The following is a 19,174-nucleotide window of genomic DNA, read 5'->3' on the forward strand; positions in this document are numbered from 1 at the left end:
AAGGTCTTTATTTCATTTTTCATTACTTACTTTTACTAAATTTCTCCGCCTCCCTCCGATCGTCTTCCATGTACTTTTTAATTTGTCGTTCTTCCCAATCCTTGCTGAAAAAGGGACTGTATCCGAAGGTTTTCGCGGCATGAAAAGCCAACCCAATACCCCAAAAAACGGGGGTGGCGAAAGTGCCGAAATTGAATAACGCTTCATTGAAACTCTCGCCGGCGTTCATCTGTCCGATTATTGACGCAACAACAATAAAAAGGTTTACAAGCACATATACCAAGGCATGTATGTAAAACCCTTTGAGTTGGGCGACCCGGTTTCGGGCCTTAGTCCGTTTATCATTTCTATTTGTTTCCATCTTGTTTCCGATTGAATTCTTAGATTTCCGCCATACCAAACGTGCTACTTCCAACGTGTTCTTCTTTCATCCTCCCGCATATATTCCTTGATTTTTCGCTCTTCCCAATCACGTCCGAAAAAGGGATTTAGGCCGAAGGTCTTGGTCGCCTGGAATATCAATCCTATGCCCCACCCGAATGCGGCCCATAAAAACCAGGGATAAGCCCATTCGTTCGTATAATAATTCACTCCGCCCAACAACGCGATGACCAATATATAGGATATCAAGCTGTTGTAAAACTTCTTGATTTCTTCCACACGCTCCTTGGCCCGTAGGTACTTGCTGTCCCTTTTCGAATTCTCCATGGGTTCGGGGTATCGTTTCTTTTATTCTGTTATGCTGTGTTCATTCAAATTTCGCAAAAATAATCCACCGCAGCAGTTGTATCTTTCCGAACTGTCGAATTCGCCAGATGAATTGTATTTCCTGTGGTTCCTTATCCGTATCTTTTCTCTTAGGTTGGACAGGTGGCCGGGTCAGAATCCATCATCCTCCATAAACTCGCGCATTTTTTTCTCTTCCCAGCGTTTGCCCCATAGCGGGTTATACCCAAAAGCCTGCATACCGTGTATCGTTAGGCCAATGCCCCATCCGAAGATAGGGAACAGGACCCATGGATAACCTGTAGTCCTGTAATTCAAATACGTCAGGAACGGAATTACGATACAATAGGCCAATAAATTGCCGTAAAAACCCTTAATATTCTCTACCCTCTCCTTGGCCTGCTCGTATCGTTTGTCTTCAAGATAATCCTCTTGGCTTTCCATGACCGATATTTGCTTTGAAAGGATGGGCAGACGGACACTAAAAGTAGAATTTGTTTTTTGAATCTCTATCGTTCTATCCGTTAAGATACCGTAACGCTGCCGGATATTGCGCAGGCCAACGCCACTGCTCTTTTTAACGCATTGTTTTTCCTGCAGGTTGTTCTGTACCACCAATCCGCTGTCTTTCTCGAAAACTTTTATGATTAGAGGTTTCGAGGAAGTCACGATATTGTGCTTGACGGCGTTTTCCAACAAAAGTTGCAGGGACAGCGGTACGATCTTCGCTTCAGGATTTTGAACGGATTCGGGGAGTTCACAAACGATACTACCCTCGAACCGCATGTTCAATAGTCCTATATAGGTCCTTGCGAACCGTAGTTCTTCGTCAACGCTGACCAAATCTTTGTTCTTCTGCTCCAGCACGTAACGATACACTTTGGACAACGAGGTGGTAAATTTCTGGGCTTGATGTGGATTTTCTTCGATCAAGCTGGTCAACACGTTCAGGCTATTGAAGAGGAAATGCGGATCGAGCTGATTTTTCAGGGCATCGAACTTGGCGGAAGCGGTACCGGCAATTATCTTTTGTTCCTTGACCTTGGACTCCTGTCGGTATTTAAAATAAAAAAAGGAATAAAAAATCAAGGCGACTACAAGGGCAATGGAGAGGGATACCCAATAGTACTCCAAACGCTGTTTAGCCCAGAACGTAGCTATCGGCTCACCTTCCAATACCACCCGATGCAGAAATCGGGCAAAAAAGAGCGATAGCAAGGAAACCGTGACCGTCGCGACCATTGAAATCGGAAAGCTCTTTCGTCCATAAAGATTTCCGTCGTATCGACGGAGCAGATAGATAAAAAGATAGGCGTTGGTCATATAAATAATGGCCGAATACATCAGATTGATCTGATATTCATTCCAGAGTTCAGCATAGTCAAAACCGTTATCGTATTCCCCACTGAAATAGCCTACCGTCAAAAGCACTGCAAAAATGCAAGTTCCGACGAACGCCCCCTTCAAAAGTTCCCTAAAAAATACACGCATAATCTATCTTTTCCAATATCTGTTTGAGGCCCACCCTACTGAATTCACGAGAATCCAAGCCATTCGAAATTTACTTAAAGGTAACCAAAATAGGTACAAGCCCCCGAAGTGCAATGAGGGAGCTTGTTGTTCAAATCCAAGGGCTTTTAATCCGCGCACTGCTTCAAGACCTGCTCCGCCCTATCCTTTCCCCAATTAGGATAAAAAGGGGTTTCATTTTCGAACGTTTCGAAAAGTTCCATAGCCCGTTCCACATCCTTGCAATAGGGCGTTGTGTCTTTGCCAAAATATTGGGCCGAGCCTATGTCCCATTCCGCCTTCGCGAGTACGGCCCTTGGGTTATCGGGCGCCAGTTGTAAGGCTTTCTGGTACAGCTGGTTATTTTTTCCCGATAGGGCCTGTCCGTAGGTGGCACCGTCGAATGCAATCCAGGCCGTATTGATCATGGCCTCCATCACCAACAATTCGGGATTTTCGAGGGAAAGGCTCTTGGCAATGTCATTAAACTCCTTGGCCTTTTCCAGTTGCCGGGTAAGTAGATTTTCGTTCTTTTCACCAAAGGATGCGGCGGTGTTTACCATGGCGACGTAGTAATAGGGCAACCAGTTGTCGTCATCTGCCAAGGCGATGCGCTCGAATTGATTGGAGGCCGCCGAGGTCTGTTGCTCGCCCCAAAGTTGCATGGCCGTTTCCATGCCGTCGGCGTATCGGTTTTGCGCGCTGATGGAAAGTGCCGTTACCAAAAAAAGGATAGTAAGTAGATTTTTCATGATGCTTGTTTTGAGGTTTCTAATTTGCTCTGTTTCAAAAATGGCCGTATTCGCTTTGCAATCCCAAAACCCTTGACCGAACTGTTGATTTTTTGGGATGGACCGATGTTTTATAGATTGTCCAATTGGTTGCTCGTATTATCCGTGCTGATCGTCCAGAAAAAGCCTACGAAAAAAAAGCTGTCGGCGGCGGAGCGGATAGCCCTTCGCCCAAAATTACCGTTCGGGCCCGGGGAGTTGGCGTATTGGTAGTCATTGATGTTGTTGAACCCTAACATATTGCTGACCGAGAAGTAAAGTATTTTCTGTTGGTCGATCAGATAGGCCCAGCTCAAGCTCAGACTTTGGAACGCTTTCGTACGCTCCGCTTGAAATTCCGCCGTATTGGGATTGTCGTAGGGCCTTCCGGATGCGTAGGTGTAGGACAGGCCCACTTGCGAGCGCCACTGGTTGATCCAGTATTTAGTTACGACGGACAGATTATGTTTTGGGGCGAAGTTGGGTCGGGCGCGTTCCCGAAAATTCCGAAAATCACGCTCGGTATCCAAATAGCCGTACGACACCCAATAGTCCAGGTTTTTGACGCCCTTATTGTCCCGCCAGAAAATATCCAAGCCTGATACATAGCCGCCTCCCGAATTGTTGAAGCGGGAATCGAATTGGGGCATTTCGGTATCAAATTTGACCAGACCGTCGTAATCTTTGTAGTAGGTCTCGGCCCGAAAGGTCTTCCCGTCATCAAGATATTGATAGTTCAGGATATAATGGGATGTCTTTTCGAAATCGAGCGTGTTATCGTAGCGTAGGGCGGTGGTTCGTGGATTCTGATAAAAATCACCATAAGCGAGGGAAAACTGTCCCTTTTCGCTGGATTTGTAGGCTAGGGAAACGCGGGGCGAAACCGTAAAATCTTCGATTAAACCGCTATGTTCTGCCCTGACTCCCAATTTTAGGGCCAGGTCATTACTGAAAAAAATATCACTTTCGGCAAAGCCGCCCCAGAGTCTTTCGGTGAAGGCCGTATCGAAACCGGGTCCTTTCGGCGCAAGAAAGGTTTCCCCGTAATCCGTGATAAAATGTTCGGTTCCGAGGGCCAAGCTAAGACGGTTGCTGAAATTCTTTTTGAGCTTGAGCTTTAGATGGGATGCGGTTTCCTTGGTCTCGATGGCAGTACCCCTTAATCCGATGTCGTTGGCATCCCATGAGATAGCGGCGCCGGTGGTCAACGCCCATTCCCGATCAAGAAAAAGTTTATAAGAGGTGTTGAAATATAGATTTTTGTTGGTCAGGTCGAAGCGGACGAAATCCTCAAAGTTGATATCCTCCTGCTCGATATCCAAAACGGCTCGATTGAATGAGGTGTACAGCTTGAACATGCTCATTTCCCCCTTACTACGGAAAACGGCCTCACCCGAAACGGACTCGTAAGGCCTATTCCAGCGCACCCCCTGGTCAGAGGGAATCAGGGCCTCATAGGGCGCTAGATCGATATACTGCATATTGATGCTAAGGGACTGATCGCCCCAGATTTCGGTATGGCCGATACCCCCGCCGACGGATAGGATCGAAATATCGGTCTTTTCCTGGTCGGGGCTATCGATGCTGTTCAGCAACAGCACACTAGAGAGTGCCTGCCCGTATTCCGCGGAATATCCGCCCGTACTAAAAGTGATGCCCTTAAAATGAAAAGGGGAGAACCGCCCCCGGGTGGGAATATTGTTGGCCGTGGCGTTAAAGGGCTGGAACACACGGAGACCGTCTATAAATACCTGTGTCTCCCCTGCGTCTCCCCCTCTTATGAAAAGTCGGCCGTCTTCGTTGACTGTCGAGGTTCCCGGTAGGGTTTGCAATGCCCCCACAAAATCGCCTACCGTCCCGGCGGTGGTGACGATATCCAAAGGTTTGAGTACCGAGACCTTCGAATTGTCTCCCGCCTCGAAAGTACCCGCCGTCAGGGTAACGCCGGTCAGGGCATTGATAGCTTCCACCATTTTTATGCTCAATCCGTTGAGATAAGCGACATCACCGGTCTCGTAACGCGGTTGAAAACCCAACATGGAAATGACCAGCGTTTGGCTTCCTGTCTCGGAGGTCTCGAAAGCAAAGCTACCATCGGACCCGGTGGAGGTGCCATCATAGGTGCCTTCGAGATAGACGTTCGCCCCGGGAATCGGGTTGTCGGAACTATCGCTGACCTTACCGGAAATAGGGGTCTGGCAGAAAATGTATTCGCAAAAAAGGAGTAGCATCAGGATTAGGAGAGTTCGTTTCATCGTGTCGCGACGTATTATTTTTTATGTCCCAAAAATGAAACATAGACTCGACGAGGGCCAAAAGAAACCACCGAAGTGTGGAATTTGGGGGATGGAGTGTAACCTGACCTAATAAGTAAATATTTCGATGAGCTATCTTTGTGGAAATATAGATAAACATTGGCTTTTTAACCGCTATTAAGGTCGACTATGATTGAATTCAAGGAGAACAAGAATTTCTATGTAATAACCGGAGGTCCGGGAACGGGAAAAACAACTTTATTGCAGGAGCTAAAGAAAAGAAACTATGAAGTCATACCTGAAATCGCGCGCGAGCTAATAAAAGAGCAAAAAGAAAATGACGGAGCAGCCTTACCTTGGAAAGACGAGGATTTGTACAAAAATCAGATGTTCGACCGTTCCATTGAAAGTTATAGACAAATTGACCAAAGAGAAACTCCATCGAATCCGATTTTTTTCGACCGCGGGTTTTTGGATTCGATTTGTTATGCGAACTTAATTCAATCGGAAATAACTGCACAAATGAAAATCTATGCGGAAAAATGGAGGTATAATAAAAGCATCTTTATTCTTCCGCCATGGCGAGAAATTTATAAGTCCGACAGCGAAAGAAAACAAGACTGGAACGAGGCGGTACTTACCTATGATAAGATGGTCGAAACCTATAAACACTATGGATATCATATCGTCCAAGTTCCAAAAAAATCAGTAACCGAAAGGGCGGATCTTATGGTAAATTTAGTCGAATATTCGAACTCTTAAACATCAAACAAATGCAAGGAATAACCCCCTTCCACATCGCAATACCCGTTCACAATCTTGCTGAATGCCGTACGTTTTATCGCGAAACCTTGAATTGCGAAGAGGGACGCAGCAGTGAACACTGGGTGGACTTCAATCTTTTCGGACACCAATTGGTGATTCATTACAAACCCAAGTCGGAAAAAGAAGAATCACACTCCAATCCCGTAGACGGACAAAACGTTCCGGTACCGCACTACGGAGTGGTCTTGCCTTGGGATACCTTTCAAAGCTTCGCCGAAGAACTCGGAAAAAAAGGAGTAAAATTCGTTATCGAACCCTATATCCGGTTTAAGGGAAAGGTAGGCGAACAGGCTACCATGTTCTTTTTGGACCCCGCAGGAAATGCATTGGAATTCAAAGCCTTTCGGGATATGGGGCAATTATTTGCGAAATAGAAATAAAGAATCAAAATGGTGTGGCCGGGACTCAATGAATATACTGTACCCCCCGATGAGGAAGTGGATTAAAGATGACATCAATCTATAATCTTATAAACTCATAAACCTATAAACTCAATTTCACTGCGACCACTTCGTAGGTTCCCTATCCCAGCGGTGCTTCTTTAGTTCTTGATACAGGTCTTTTGGAAGTCCCTTTCCGTCACTGGTGGCGGTATTGGCCTTGACATGCGGCGCTTTACGCATTCCGGGTATCATGGTGCTTACCGTCTTGTTCATGGCAATAAAGCGCAAGGCCATTTCGGCCATGGTCATCCCTTCCGGAACCAGCGGCCGCAAGGCATCGGCATGATCCACGCTGGAGTTCAAGTTTTCTGGCACAAAATAGGTGCCCCGCCAATCGCCCTCCGGAAACGTGGTCTCCTTGGTAATCTTTCCCGTCAAGGTGCCCTCGTCAAAGGGAACCCGGGCGATTACGGCAATATCCATTTCTCTACATAACGGAAATAATTCATCTTCAGGATTCTGGTCAAAGATGTTATAGATGACCTGTACGGCATCGAGCATTCCCGTTTTCAGGGCTTTAATTCCGTTTTCGGGCTCCCAGCGATTGACGCTGACCCCCATAGCCGCAATTTTTCCATCCTTTTTGAGGTTTTCGATAGCCCGTTGCCATTCCTCGCGGTCTGACCACCCGTCGTCCCACGTGTGAAACTGCATCAGATCGATCCGTTCCATCCCTAGGTTTTTCAAGGTCTTTTCGGTGTATTCGATAATATGGTTTTCCGGATAGGATTCCTCGAATGAGTATTCCGGTTTTGCGGGCCATTCGAAATTTTTAGGGGGAATTTTGCTGGCCGTATATAGCTTCGCATTGGGGTGTCGCCGCACCAGTTCACCCAATAACTTTTCGCTATGGCCCTCGCCGTAGCCCCAGGCCGTATCAAAAAAATTGACCCCGTTTTCTACGGCCAGGTCCAAGGACTTGGCGGACTGTTCGTCGTCGGATTGCGTCCAACCCGCCATGCCCCACATCCCGTACCCTATTTCACTTACTTGCCAACCGGTTCTTCCGAATTTCCTGTACTGCATTGAGATTCTTGATTGCTGATTATTATTACTTTTGGTACTACCACGAGTGTTGTAAAAATCAACCTATTAATGAGGAGGGCTTAAGACTTCCAGACATAGGACATAAGATTAAATCCAATGACCTTGTTGAATAACATCAAGACAAATATCTGAATATCAACACCTATATAAAACCAATCTTACGTCTTACATCCTATTGTCTTATGTCACGTGCAAAGTGCCTAAATTTTACCACAGAAATAATGATTGGTAGAACCTTACTTTCTAATATTGGTGAAACGCCTCCGAAACGAATCGTAAAACCTCTGGCAACGACTCCCGCCAGTACGTCCAGCTATGCCCGCCGTCACGCACACGGTATTCATGGGGAATCTCTTGCTTGGTCATGGCGATGTGCACAAGACTATTGCCCTCGTATAAAAAATCGTCATCGCCGCAATCGATGTACCAGCGAACGGACTTGACATCGGCAACGGGAACAGTTTTAAGAAGTTCCAAGGCATTATGCCGTTTAAAATAGGCCGTCATTTCCGAATCGGAATACTTGACATCCCTATCTTTCAAACGCTCTTTAAAATCGTCTATCGTCAAGGGGCCGACATAGGCACTGAGCGGACAGGCCGAGGAAAACAGCTCCGGCCGGTGCAGCGCGTACATAAATGACCCGCCCCCACCCATGGAGAGTCCCGCTACGGCACGATAGCGTTTCTCGCCTTTGATGCGGTATTTCTTTTCCACATGGGGCATGAACTCCTCAAAGAAGAAATCTTCGTACCGCCAATTCTCTCCTTGATTGAAGTAGCCGCGCTTACCGGTGTTGGCATCGGGCATGATAATCACCATTGGGGTGGCGGTACCGTTCTTGATGGCATTGTCGGTTATCCGAAGTACCTCTCCGAACTGCACCCACCCGGTCTGATCGTCGCCTGCGCCGTGCAGTAAATAAAGCACGGGGTAATGGCGCTCGGAACTGTCATAATCCGGAGGCAAATACACCGCATACTTCCGTTCACTGTCCAGAATTTCGCTCGTCATGGTCAGGTTATCAAAGACCCTACCTGTCTGCGCGAAGGTCAGGGCCACCCCGAACAAAGCGATTGACACTAAAAGTACTAAGCGCTTAATGCCATACTGGTCTTGCATATTGCCATGAAAATTAAAATTCCCGATAGTCACCACTTAAATACTGGTTGGCCTCTTCTTCCTGAAATTTCGCCTTTTCCGCATCCCAGTGCAGGGTCTGGTTAGGAAACCGGCATGCAATGGTACCCAAAAGAATGGTTTCGGTCAATTTTCCGCCGTATGAAAATGGGGCCGTCGTTTCGCCCTTGCCCAAACAGGCATCGACAAACTGATGATAGTGTTTCGGTCCCTCCGACTCATAATTCCGAATAATTTCCCCTAAGTTATACTCTTTCGAGACTTCCTCGATTTCCTTTGAAATATCTACATACTTGCCCTTTACGATCTTGGTAGGCAACTGCATAAAATGCGGCAACAACAATCGTCCTTTTTTCCCAATGAACATAGCACCCTGCTCGGGCAGCTGGCCTTCGCCGGCGGCCTGGACATCCAAAGACATTTTATCTTCGACGCTCTGCTCTTTTTGCTCTTTTTTCCCCGCTTGATCTGCACCCGGTAATTTAAGATCTTCGTGCTCAGGGGGCATTCCCGGACCGTCGTACCAAACCCATTTTAAGGTTTTGGTGGTGTACGGGGTCTTCGGAAATTCGTAGGTCACCGTATTGTTCTCCGGAAACCCGAAGCCGTTCGGTTGACGGCAATCGTTCTTGACGGTCAGGGGTACGTCAAGCTCCAGAGCATTGTAGGGCGTATCAAAAATATGGACTCCCATATCGCCCAAGGTACCACAGCCGTAATCCAACAGTTTTCTCCAATTACCGGGATGGTAATACCCTTCTTTGTAGGGCCGTTTCTTCGAAGTACCCAGCCATAGGTTCCAATCCAACTGGTCCGGTACGGGGTCTTCCCCGGTTGGCTCGGGCCCGTTATAGCCCCAGTTTTTTGGAGACCATGCACGCACGGTATGTACCTTTCCGATAATACCGGATTGAATCAAAGCCGTAGCCAATCTGTAATCAAAAAAGGAATGCACCTGAATTCCCATCTGGGTCACCAAATTCTTTTCTTTGGCCACCTTCATCATTTCCCGTGATTCCTGCACGTAGTGGGTCAATGGTTTTTGGCAGTACACCGGCTTGTTATGCTCCATCGCCAAAAGGGATGCGGGGGCGTGGGTATGGTCGGGGGTCGATACGATGACCGCATCGATCTCATCGCCCATCTCCTCTAGCATCACCCGATAGTCAAAAAACACCCGGGCATTGGGGTGCTGCTTGCGGGCTTTGGAGAGGTATATGGAATCTACATCGCATAAGGCGACTACATCGACGGCCTTGTGCGATGAGATGGCCTTAAGGTCTTCCCCGCCCATGTTGCCGATACCGATATGGGCCGTACGTAACCGTTTTTCTTCCGAAAAGGCCCAAGCACCCGAGGGCAAGAGGGCAAAGGACGATACTGCTGCCGCGCTTTTAAGAAATTCTCTTTTGTTCATTATAGTATGGTTTGAATTATTGTGAAATTGGAGATTAAAGCTTCCTGATTTTAATGTTTTTGAACCAAATGGGACTGGAATGGTCCTGAAGCCCGATATATCCGGACTTGAACTTTCCGTAATCCGGACTATCCTTCCATTTATTGGAATTCTTTTTCTCGTACCAGGCATCGTCCCAAGGTATGAAGGACAGCACTTTCTTCCCGTTGAGCCAATGCTCCACTTTTTCGGGTGTAAAGACGATTTTTGAGGAATTCCATTCCCCGACGGGATTCAACTCTTTCTTTTCTGGGTCGGCCACGTGCATGGCGTAATCCGAAGCGGTTTTTTGTAGGGGCTTCAGCTCGCTGGGATTGTCATACCCAAGACTCTCATTGTACGATGTCAAGTCGTGAATATCCGCGTACCCCTCGTCGTCGATCAACTGATATTCAGGCGAAATGCCAGCGGGACTGTCATAGCCTTCCTTTAAATGATAGAATATTCCACTATTTCCGCCTGGTGGGATTTTCCATTCCAGGTACAGCTCGAAATTGTCGAATTCCTCCGCACCATAAATGATATCCTTTCCTCCTGTATAATCCTGCTCCATGCCCAATTCGGTATCGAAAGTCAAGGCATCGTCTTCTATAGTCCATCCGGGAGGTAGGGAATCCCCATTAAAAGCTCGCCATCCATCCGTGCTGGTACCGTCGAAGAGGTAAATCCAGTCATCTGCTTTCGCTGTGGTTTCCGAGTCTCCGGCCGTTGACTTGTTCGGATTGTCTTTTTTTTCCGTCTTACAGGAAAAGACAAGGACCGACACTGTAAAAAGCAAAAGGAGTTTCTTCATTTGATACGTTGTTTTGAGAAGTTGGAATTTAATTGAATGCCATTGGGAAGTCCATCCCAATTTAGCCTCTAAAACTAACAACTATGATTGAAGAATCAAAATTTATGTGGAATACCTGAATAAGCTTATTGTGGATTGTCGGCTTTAAACGACGCCAAAGCTAGAAACAGCATGACCGCTAGACCCAGATAGCCTATCAAATGGTAGGATTCAAAGAACGAAAAAAAGAAACTGAAAATCGGAGGCGCGAGTGCACTGCCCAAGACCATAAATGACATGGTCTTGCCTGTGATCGCCCCTAAATGGTCTCGGCCGTAGAACCGGGGCCAGGCGACCGCATTCAGCACGGCGAAAAATCCGCCCATAATCCCCAAACCCCCGACAAGCAGGAAAACGCCGGCGCTTAGTGACAAAAATAAAAATCCGATCGAGGCCATTATTCCACCTAAAATCATGAGGTATAGATACAATTTCAGCTGTAGGTAATCACTTAGATAATTGAATATTAGCGATATACTTACCGCCACGACAGACACGGGCAGAAAAATCGCAATGGCATCCGATTTGGGAAAACCCTCGCTAGCAAATATGGACACCACATGAAAGGTGAGCCCCGTAATAAAAAAACTATTGAACGCCAGCATCAGGGCATACATCCAAAAGGCCCTGGTGTGCTCCGCTTCCTTTAGTGTAAACTGCTTCGCCAAGGAAACAGATCTGCCATTATTCCCCGACCCTTCAGGAGTCCCATCGGGAAGCAGACCGTGTTCTTCGGGACGGTTTTTAAAAAATTGAAGAATCAGAAAACTGACCATCAACAAACCTACCGCCAGAAATTGCCAGGCACTTTGCCAACCATAGCCTTCGACCAGGGCGTTTATCCATAACGGGGAAGATGAAAACCCAAAGGATATCGCAACGCTGCTGATGGCATTGACCTTGCCCCGGTTCTTATCGAACCATATCATAATCACGTTCCGCGACGCCATGGTGAGCACCCCCTGTCCCGAAAACCGAAGGATAAAGAACAGCACCGTCATCAGGGTAAATGGGATAGTCCAGGAATTGGAATCCAATATCCGCTTAGCAATCTCGCTCATTTGCACCGACCACGAACACAGCACCAAGGCGAACGCCAAGACCACAGCGGCGAAAAAAGCGACATAACGTGCCCCGTACCTATCGAACCACACCCCTGCCCTGCCAATCACCAACGAACTGCAGATCGTACCGACCATATAGGCATTGCTGAACTGATTACGAGACAGGCCTAGGGCATCCTTTACGGGATCGGTAAAAACGGAAACACCGATGGTCTGCCCTGGAATACTGGAATATATCCCGAGTGTACCGACGGCCAGAATTACATAACCATAAAAGACGGGGCTTTTAGCGGGATCGATAAGGGAAAAACGGCTTTTGGCGGACATGGGCGTTTTGAAAGCCGCAAAAGTAAGGGTTTAGGGAAAGAACAAAAGCATCGGCCTAACTAAATGACCATAAGAAAGGTAGTTTTTGAACGTTATACTAATGAAGTCATTTAGTTTTTACCGGGGGCGTTCATCATCAACGAACCCGTAACAGGCCCTGACCAAACTATATATTATGAAAAAGACTCTGTGGGTACTATTGATTCTTGTAACATTTATCGGTTTCGGCAGTTGCAGTATAGACGATAGCAACGATATCGAAATTATCAAACCAGGGGACACGGTTATTTCGGGGAAGAACAGTGCCGAAAAAGCAACCTTAAAACTCTGATAAAAGTGTATTTCTGAAATTGATGGTAAAAGTACTGCCTTCGTTTACTTGACTATCGACACTGATACGGCCCCCAAGACCGGTGATATGACTATGCACCAGATATAGGCCGACCCCTTTGCTATCTTCGTTGTCATGGAATTTTTGGTTCAAATTAAAAATCAGATGGCCGACTTTATCCATATCGAAGCCCAGACCATTATCGGAATAGACTAGCGTTTTTTCCGAATTTCGTTCACTGGCGGTAATTGAAATTACCGGAGCTACACCAGGTCTGGCATATTTAATGGAATTGGTAATAAGATTTAGAAAGATGCTCTCCATGTAGGCGGCACTGTACTGCATACTTTCCAAACCTGAGAAATCCAAGTGGAATTCCACTTTCGCCTTTTGAATCAGCGACTTTATGGAGTTTTTGGTTTTTTCAAATATTTCATTGAAAGACACCTCTTCAAAGTTTTCATGTTGGACATCGTTGCGTTTCAGTGCATCTACGTAGGCGTTTAAGGAAGTATTCAGGCCTTCCGCCGATATTCTAATAAATCGCAGCACTTCTAAAGTATCATTATCATCGATTTTATTCAAATCGATCAAGTCGAGCATAGAAATCAAATTGTTGACAGGTGATCTCAGATCATGGGAGGTGGCGTAATTCAGTTGTTTAAGCTTTTCGTTCACTCTAGAAAGACGGCTCATCTGCGATATCCGTTCATTTTCCAATCCCTTTTTGTGGGTTATATCCTTAGCAATGGCGTATATCAATCGCTCGTTTTCTAGAGGAATAGAAGTCCAATGCAGCCACACAAGTTCCCCGGATTTGCAAACATACCGGTTTTCAAAATTCACTAGCGGTCTATTGTTCTCGAGGTTTTGTCTGTACTTGGCTGTAAGCTCCCTATCTTCTTCATATATAAATTCAGAGATCAATCTAGAGCGAAGTTCCTCTTCGGAATATCCTAGCAAGCTTACGAAGGCCGGATTGATTTTTTTAAAGTAACCATCGTAACCGGCGATACAAAGGCAATCCATCGATAAATCAAAGAAAGGTGCTAGTTGGAGGTTCATGGGTTTCGGACATTTCAGGGGTTCTGTTCATGCTTGTATAAAGGCATTTTTAATATTCCTGCCCCAGAAGACAAAAAAGGTCAAATCGTTCAACTAACAGTTAACGTTTAAAAACATATAATTAGTCTCTCTCGAATTTTTTTATTTGACTTCGAACCTGTTCGAAATTTATGGTCCAAATTTTTACTGTCCCTTTTTTTGATACCCTTCTTAGTCAAATTATCCCGTCCGGCGGGAGGGGTGGCTACGGTATAAAATTTTAATGGGCCTTACAAAAAAAGGGCAACGACCTGGGCCATTGTCATAGGGGCCACCTGGCGCGTGGCACAAAAAAGGGAAATAATTAGATAATCGGCAGATTTCAAAAGAGCCTTTAATAAAGAACGAGTCACTTGAAAATGCAGAGTTCCCTCTTAAGGTCTCGCTCTATGTCGCTCCCGAGCCAACAGGGTATTTTTTAACAACATGGCTATCGTCATCGGGCCGACCCCACCGGGCACCGGAGTGATGAAGGATGCTTTCTTGCCAACGTTCTCGAAATCGACATCGCCGGTCAAATAATAGCCTCGCTTTTTGGATGCGTCGGGAACACGGGTAATGCCGACATCGATGATAACTGCCCCTTCCTTGACCATGTCCGCTTTAAGGAAATGCGGAACGCCCAAGGCGGAAACTATGATATCGGCCTGCAGGGTCAGTTCTTTCATGTTCTTTGTACGACTGTGGGTGAGGGTGACCGTACAATTGGCCGCCTCCCTTTTTTGGCTCATCAGAATGCTCATCGGCCTGCCCACGATATGGCTGCGGCCGATAACAACGGCATGTTTGCCCTCGGTATCGATTTCATAGCGCTGAAGCAATTCCATAATCCCAGAGGGCGTGGCCGAAATAAAGGACTCCATGTCCAAGGCCATTTTTCCGAAATTGACGGGGTGGAAACCATCGACATCCTTATCCGGGTCCACCGCCATCAGTACCTTTTGTTCGTCGATGTGCTGAGGCAGGGGAAGCTGTACGATGTACCCATCGATCTCGGCATCTTCGTTAAGCTCTTTTACTTTTTGCAGCAACGTATCTTCGGTCGTTTCTTCCGGGAGATGGATCAAGGTAGATCCAAAACCGATTTTTTTACAGGATCTAACCTTGCTGCCAACATAGGTCAGGCTGGCCCCGTCGTTGCCCACCAGCACGGCGGCAAGATGTGGCACTTTTTCACCGCGATCCTTCATCTGGGCGACTTCGGCAGCAATTTCTTCCTTGATTTCATTGGAAATTTTCTTTCCGTCGAGTAGGGTCATCATTTATAAGTATTCAGTGGCAATTGCAGTAGGCAGTATAAGTTGGCGGTTCACAGTACTACTCTCTCACTCCAAAATTTGCCAGGATTAGTAATCATGTAGTTTATTAATCTGCGTATTTCCTCACCTCGTTTTGTATAATCGGTATAAATTTCGTTGGAAAAATATAATTGCAGTCTTTGGCAAAATCCAACCAAACTTGAGTTTCCGGGTTGTAAAAATCCTTTTTTATACGGATCTAACCCTTTAAAGCTCATCTGAGAGTGGTTCAGTTAGAAATTCCAAACTGCTACTGCAATTGCCTACCCCTTTACTGCATGTTCTGCATCATCTGCATCATCTTTTTCCCGCCGCCGCCTTGCATCATCTTCATCATTTTGCCCATTTGATCGAACTGTTTCATAAGCTGGTTCACCTCTTTCATATCGCGACCACTACCTTTGGCGATACGTTTCTTTCGGCTGATGTTCAGTTTTGATGGGTTCGAGCGCTCGTCCGGGGTCATGGAATGGATGATGGCCTCGATATGTTTGAAGGCGTCGTCATCGATATCCAAGCCCTTTAAGGCTTTTCCTGCGCCGGGGATCATGCCCATCAGGTCTTTCATGTTCCCCATTTTTTTGATCTGCTGAATCTGGGACAGGAAATCGTCGAACCCGAATTTGTTCTTGGCAATTTTCTTTTGGATTTTTCGGGCTTCCTCTTCGTCGAACTGTTCTTGGGCCCGCTCGACCAAGGAAATCACATCGCCCATCCCCAAAATACGATCCGCCATCCGGGTAGGATGAAAGACATCGATGGCCTCCATTTTTTCTCCTGTCCCAATGAACTTGATCGGCTTATCGACGACGGACTTAATGGAAATGGCCGCCCCGCCCCGAGTATCGCCATCGAGCTTGGTCAAGATGACCCCGTCAAAATTCAGAATGTCGTTAAAGGCCTTGGCCGTATTCACCGCATCTTGACCTGTCATGGCATCGACCACGAAAAGCGTTTCCTGGGGTTCGATGGCCGTGTGGATGTTCGATATCTCGGTCATCATTTTTTCATCGACCGCCAAGCGGCCCGCGGTATCGATGATCACCACGTTATGGCCTTCGGCCTTGGCTTTTGCGATTCCCGCCTGCGCGATGGCCACGGGGTCTTTATTATCCTTGTCGGAATATACCTCGACATCGATTTTATCCCCGACGATATGCAATTGGTCGATGGCCGCGGGACGGTACACATCACAGGCCACCAACAAAGGCTTCTTAGACTTTTTTGTTTTGAGAAAGTTCGCCAGTTTTCCCGAGAATGTGGTCTTACCCGAACCTTGCAGACCCGACATTAGAATGACCGATGGCGCCCCCGAAAGATCGATGCCCTCCGTTTCGCCGCCCATGAGCTGGGTCAGCTCGTCCTTGACGATTTTTACCATCAATTGGCCGGGCTGAAGCGTAGTGAGTACGTTTTGGCCCAAGGCCTTTTCCTTGACCCGATTGGTGAACTCCTTGGCAATCTTAAAGTTGACGTCGGCGTCAAGCAGGGCCCTTCGGACTTCCTTGGTGGTTTCCGCTACGTTGATTTCGGTAATCTGCCCGTGGCCACGAAGCGTGTGGAGGGCCTTATCCAGTTTTTCGCTTAAATTGTCGAACATAGGTGCCTTTAATTTTGGGTGGGGGCAAATTTAAGCATAAAGCCGGTAACAAAAAAGCAGTTATTCCGGGGGCGGCGCATCACAAACCTTTACCAGCACAAGTACCTCATTGCCGCGCTGCAGCCTAAGTCGCCCTTCACTACAGGCGACCACGTTCCAATCGCCCCCATACAGGGCGAGGACCCCATTCAAATCATCGAAGGTCAATATGGCTTCTGAGATGTCCCACTCCCCTTCGTCCACCACGACATGGTCGGAATCATAGGCCAATAGATGTTCCTGGGAAAAATCGATTTCCATATGCTGGACAAATTCGCCTTTGCCATCGGTAATCGACCAGCGGCATCCGGATTGAAGGTTTTCTTCAATGAACAAGTCGCTACAGGTCTGTTCCCCGTAGGTACAGGATTGTTCCAAAACAACTTCGTCACTTTCTTCCCCCACCATCTTTATAAAGCCATCCCCGAGGTCGTAGGTGTACATGGAGGCATTGAACGCCTCGTCATCCTTCAATTGCAGGTTCAGAAAAACCCTGTAATCGGAAACGGTAACGGACCACTCCCCCTCGCTGACCGGCCCAAGGCCATCATCGGAAATCAGCGTTCCATCCGCATTAAAAACCAGCAGGTAATCCTGATAATTCTCAGCGTCCGCTATATGTGCCCTCTTCAATTTTTTTACCATCCAAGGGCAAGTAACCAATAGACTGTCAAGGCTTGCCTTGGTAAAATCATCATCGTTATGGTCGGTGTCATCATCTTCATCGCAGCTATCAAGCACACGCTTCAGGGCCTCGCCCATTTCGCTATTAGTGTTCACCGAAAGTTCACTACCATCGGATAGTTCCAAAACCACGGGAAAATCCATGCTGATCAGGTCGTCATCTGTCAGTCCCGCTAAAAACCGCCGAAACTCCTTATCGTCAGCCACGCTGAGGTTACCGGTCTGCTGAAAACTAGGGTTATAGGTGAAAAGATCGATGGGATACCTCAGATCGGCACACTCGATATCGGTATCACCACCCCCTTCGGCACACATTCTGGCCTGATGATCGAGCTCGGCCGCGTCATGGATTTCGATATCGGTGTAATCGGCCGTGGTTACCAAAATGGGGTAAGCTATCTCAATAGCCGGCTGTCCCTTTTCGTCATGTTGCCCCACTTCATCTCCGTCCTCCGCTTCCCATTCATTTCCATCATCTGTTCCGTCAGACTGCTCGGCCGTGTCGAGAATTTTCTCGATTCTCGCCAAATCCTCTATAGTTTCGAGATATATTTCGACACCGTTGACGGTAACGGCATAGGGAAATTGGATGCTCAAGCAACTGGCGCCGTCGACGATATTATCGTAAGAGCCATCTTTGGAAGTGGTTCGCCTCATCATCTCCATTACGGAAGATTCGGCCGCTAGCGTAAGTTCGGCATCGATATCCGTTTCGAACGGCTCCTCGCTTTGGCAGGCGAAAGTAACCATGGCCATCGCGGACAGGAAGATTTTCAGCACTGCATTTAACAATTTATGCATATAGTTTTCGGGTTGTATTCGTCGTGAATACTCTATTGATCAAGATATTGAGGGGTGTTTCGTGATTTTAGAACACCCGGTACCAAAAATACCCTACTTTCGGAAAGGGATAGCGTTCCGCAACCTATAAATCAAGCGGTGCCCAATCCCCGGGGGGCAGATTTGGATTTTACGGACTCAGCTCCCCCATCGTTGGCTCCCAGCTCCTACAACGGAGGCACGGAAATAGAATTTGGACGCCCGTTTTGAATTTTTCAAATATCTTTGAAAAAAATCCCCCATTGAAAAGTAAAGATAAAGGCAATGTTTGCGACGAGCAAGTCTTCGGAACAATATTCAAGGCCAACTCCAAAACCATCTTCAACTATATCTTTTATAAATTCGGCAACGAAGAGAAAGCTTATGATGCGGTCCAGGAAGCCTTTGTAAAGCTGTGGGAAAATTGTACGAAGGTGCCTCCCGAAAAAGCAAAATCATATGTCTATACCGTTGCCAATAATTTATACCTTAACGTTATAAAAGCGGAAAAAGTACGTCTAAAATATGCGGACAAGAGTTTGAAGACCGTGCACGAGGACCCTGAATTTCTAATGGAAGAGGCCGAGTTCAAGGAGAAGCTGGACCATGCCCTGAACGCGCTGCCGGACAACCAGCGCATCACTTTTTTATTGCATAGGATTGATGGGAAAAAATACGCCGAAATCGCCGAAATGGAGGAAGTAAGCGTCAAAGCCATAGAAAAGAGGATGCATCTGGCATTGAAATCGCTCCGGGAAAAGATTGATGGCATTTGACGTAACGGATCAGTAAATGTGCTGCCCAAAATTCTGTCGTGGGCTTGATCCCGAAGTTTCCAGAGGCATTTGGCGCGTGGCTCTTAAATTTTGGAATTTCCCCAATTAGGTAGGGTTATTCCACAATGG

At 46.9% G+C, this 19,174-nt stretch carries 18 protein-coding genes; 4 read left to right on the forward strand and 14 right to left on the reverse strand.

Translation table 11 applies throughout. The annotated features are described in order from the left end of the window. Window positions 1-22: 22 nt before the first annotated feature. The 5 genes from RQM65_RS04295 to RQM65_RS04315 all read right to left on the reverse strand — a co-directional run bounded on the left by RQM65_RS04295 (window position 23) and on the right by RQM65_RS04315 (window position 5,260). A complete protein-coding gene (locus RQM65_RS04295; protein ID WP_314013001.1) occupies window positions 23-361 on the reverse strand; it encodes a 2TM domain-containing protein in 339 nt (112 codons plus the stop codon). 44 nt (window positions 362-405) lie between these two features. Next, window positions 406-708: a 2TM domain-containing protein gene (locus RQM65_RS04300; protein WP_314013002.1), complete on the reverse strand. Its 303-nt coding sequence runs from the start codon at window positions 706-708 to the stop codon at window positions 406-408. A gap of 171 nt (window positions 709-879) precedes the next feature. Next, on the reverse strand, window positions 880-2,217 hold the full coding sequence (locus RQM65_RS04305; protein WP_314013003.1) for a 2TM domain-containing protein: 1,338 nt from the start codon (window positions 2,215-2,217) through the stop codon (window positions 880-882). 146 nt (window positions 2,218-2,363) lie between these two features. Continuing rightward, window positions 2,364-2,987 carry a hypothetical protein gene (locus RQM65_RS04310; protein WP_314013004.1) on the reverse strand — a complete coding sequence of 208 codons (624 nt, stop codon included), beginning with the start codon at window positions 2,985-2,987 and terminating at the stop codon, window positions 2,364-2,366. Window positions 2,988-3,097: 110 nt separating this feature from the next. Further along, window positions 3,098-5,260: a TonB-dependent receptor gene (locus tag RQM65_RS04315; protein ID WP_314013005.1), complete on the reverse strand. Its 2,163-nt coding sequence runs from the start codon at window positions 5,258-5,260 to the stop codon at window positions 3,098-3,100. A 189-nt stretch (window positions 5,261-5,449) separates the two neighbouring features. Between RQM65_RS04315 and RQM65_RS04320 the strand changes: the two genes are divergently transcribed. Both RQM65_RS04320 and RQM65_RS04325 read left to right on the forward strand, forming a co-directional pair. Beyond that, window positions 5,450-6,022 (forward strand): AAA family ATPase, encoded by a 573-nt coding sequence (locus tag RQM65_RS04320; RefSeq protein WP_314013007.1) that lies wholly within the window; start codon window positions 5,450-5,452, stop codon window positions 6,020-6,022. Between the two features lie 11 nt (window positions 6,023-6,033). After that, a complete protein-coding gene (locus tag RQM65_RS04325) occupies window positions 6,034-6,459 on the forward strand; it encodes a VOC family protein (RefSeq protein WP_314013008.1) in 426 nt (141 codons plus the stop codon). Window positions 6,460-6,582: 123 nt separating this feature from the next. Here the strand turns inward: RQM65_RS04325 and RQM65_RS04330 are convergent, their stop codons facing one another. The 5 genes from RQM65_RS04330 to RQM65_RS04350 form a co-directional block, all read right to left on the reverse strand. Continuing rightward, the gene (locus tag RQM65_RS04330; RefSeq protein WP_314013010.1) at window positions 6,583-7,554 is read right to left on the reverse strand and encodes an aldo/keto reductase; all 972 of its coding nucleotides are present in this window, start codon (window positions 7,552-7,554) and stop codon (window positions 6,583-6,585) included. A gap of 264 nt (window positions 7,555-7,818) precedes the next feature. Then, the gene (locus tag RQM65_RS04335; RefSeq protein ID WP_314013012.1) at window positions 7,819-8,697 is read right to left on the reverse strand and encodes an alpha/beta hydrolase; all 879 of its coding nucleotides are present in this window, start codon (window positions 8,695-8,697) and stop codon (window positions 7,819-7,821) included. A 13-nt stretch (window positions 8,698-8,710) separates the two neighbouring features. Next, the gene (locus tag RQM65_RS04340) at window positions 8,711-10,132 is read right to left on the reverse strand and encodes a Gfo/Idh/MocA family protein (protein WP_314013014.1); all 1,422 of its coding nucleotides are present in this window, start codon (window positions 10,130-10,132) and stop codon (window positions 8,711-8,713) included. Between the two features lie 34 nt (window positions 10,133-10,166). Continuing rightward, complete coding sequence (locus RQM65_RS04345; protein ID WP_314013016.1) at window positions 10,167-10,964, reverse strand: 3-keto-disaccharide hydrolase; 798 nt, start codon at window positions 10,962-10,964, stop codon at window positions 10,167-10,169. 125 nt (window positions 10,965-11,089) lie between these two features. Further along, window positions 11,090-12,394, reverse strand: coding sequence for an MFS transporter (locus RQM65_RS04350; RefSeq protein WP_314013018.1), 1,305 nt, complete (start codon window positions 12,392-12,394; stop codon window positions 11,090-11,092). Window positions 12,395-12,569: 175 nt separating this feature from the next. Here RQM65_RS04350 and RQM65_RS04355 point away from each other — a divergent pair, with 175 nt between their 5' ends. Continuing rightward, complete coding sequence (locus tag RQM65_RS04355; protein WP_314013020.1) at window positions 12,570-12,725, forward strand: SurA N-terminal domain-containing protein; 156 nt, start codon at window positions 12,570-12,572, stop codon at window positions 12,723-12,725. Here RQM65_RS04355 and RQM65_RS04360 read toward each other — a convergent pair. The 4 genes from RQM65_RS04360 to RQM65_RS04375 all read right to left on the reverse strand — a co-directional run bounded on the left by RQM65_RS04360 (window position 12,714) and on the right by RQM65_RS04375 (window position 18,251). Next, window positions 12,714-13,790 carry a sensor histidine kinase gene (locus tag RQM65_RS04360; RefSeq protein WP_314013022.1) on the reverse strand — a complete coding sequence of 359 codons (1,077 nt, stop codon included), beginning with the start codon at window positions 13,788-13,790 and terminating at the stop codon, window positions 12,714-12,716. The genes RQM65_RS04355 and RQM65_RS04360 overlap by 12 nt on opposite strands. A gap of 413 nt (window positions 13,791-14,203) precedes the next feature. Then, the gene (gene folD / locus RQM65_RS04365; RefSeq protein WP_314016783.1) at window positions 14,204-15,088 is read right to left on the reverse strand and encodes a bifunctional methylenetetrahydrofolate dehydrogenase/methenyltetrahydrofolate cyclohydrolase FolD; all 885 of its coding nucleotides are present in this window, start codon (window positions 15,086-15,088) and stop codon (window positions 14,204-14,206) included. Between the two features lie 310 nt (window positions 15,089-15,398). Then, window positions 15,399-16,727 (reverse strand): signal recognition particle protein, encoded by a 1,329-nt coding sequence (gene ffh, locus RQM65_RS04370; RefSeq protein WP_314013024.1) that lies wholly within the window; start codon window positions 16,725-16,727, stop codon window positions 15,399-15,401. Window positions 16,728-16,787: 60 nt separating this feature from the next. Next, window positions 16,788-18,251, reverse strand: coding sequence for a hypothetical protein (locus RQM65_RS04375; protein ID WP_314013025.1), 1,464 nt, complete (start codon window positions 18,249-18,251; stop codon window positions 16,788-16,790). Window positions 18,252-18,532: 281 nt separating this feature from the next. Here RQM65_RS04375 and RQM65_RS04380 point away from each other — a divergent pair, with 281 nt between their 5' ends. Then, entirely contained in the window at window positions 18,533-19,045 is a 513-nt protein-coding gene (locus RQM65_RS04380; protein WP_314013026.1) for an RNA polymerase sigma factor, read from the forward strand. The last annotated feature ends 129 nt before the right edge of the window (window positions 19,046-19,174 follow it).

Origin of the sequence: Pricia mediterranea, from assembly GCF_032248455.1 — a bacterium.
In the GTDB taxonomy this organism is placed as follows: Bacteria; Bacteroidota; Bacteroidia; order Flavobacteriales; family Flavobacteriaceae; genus Pricia; species Pricia mediterranea.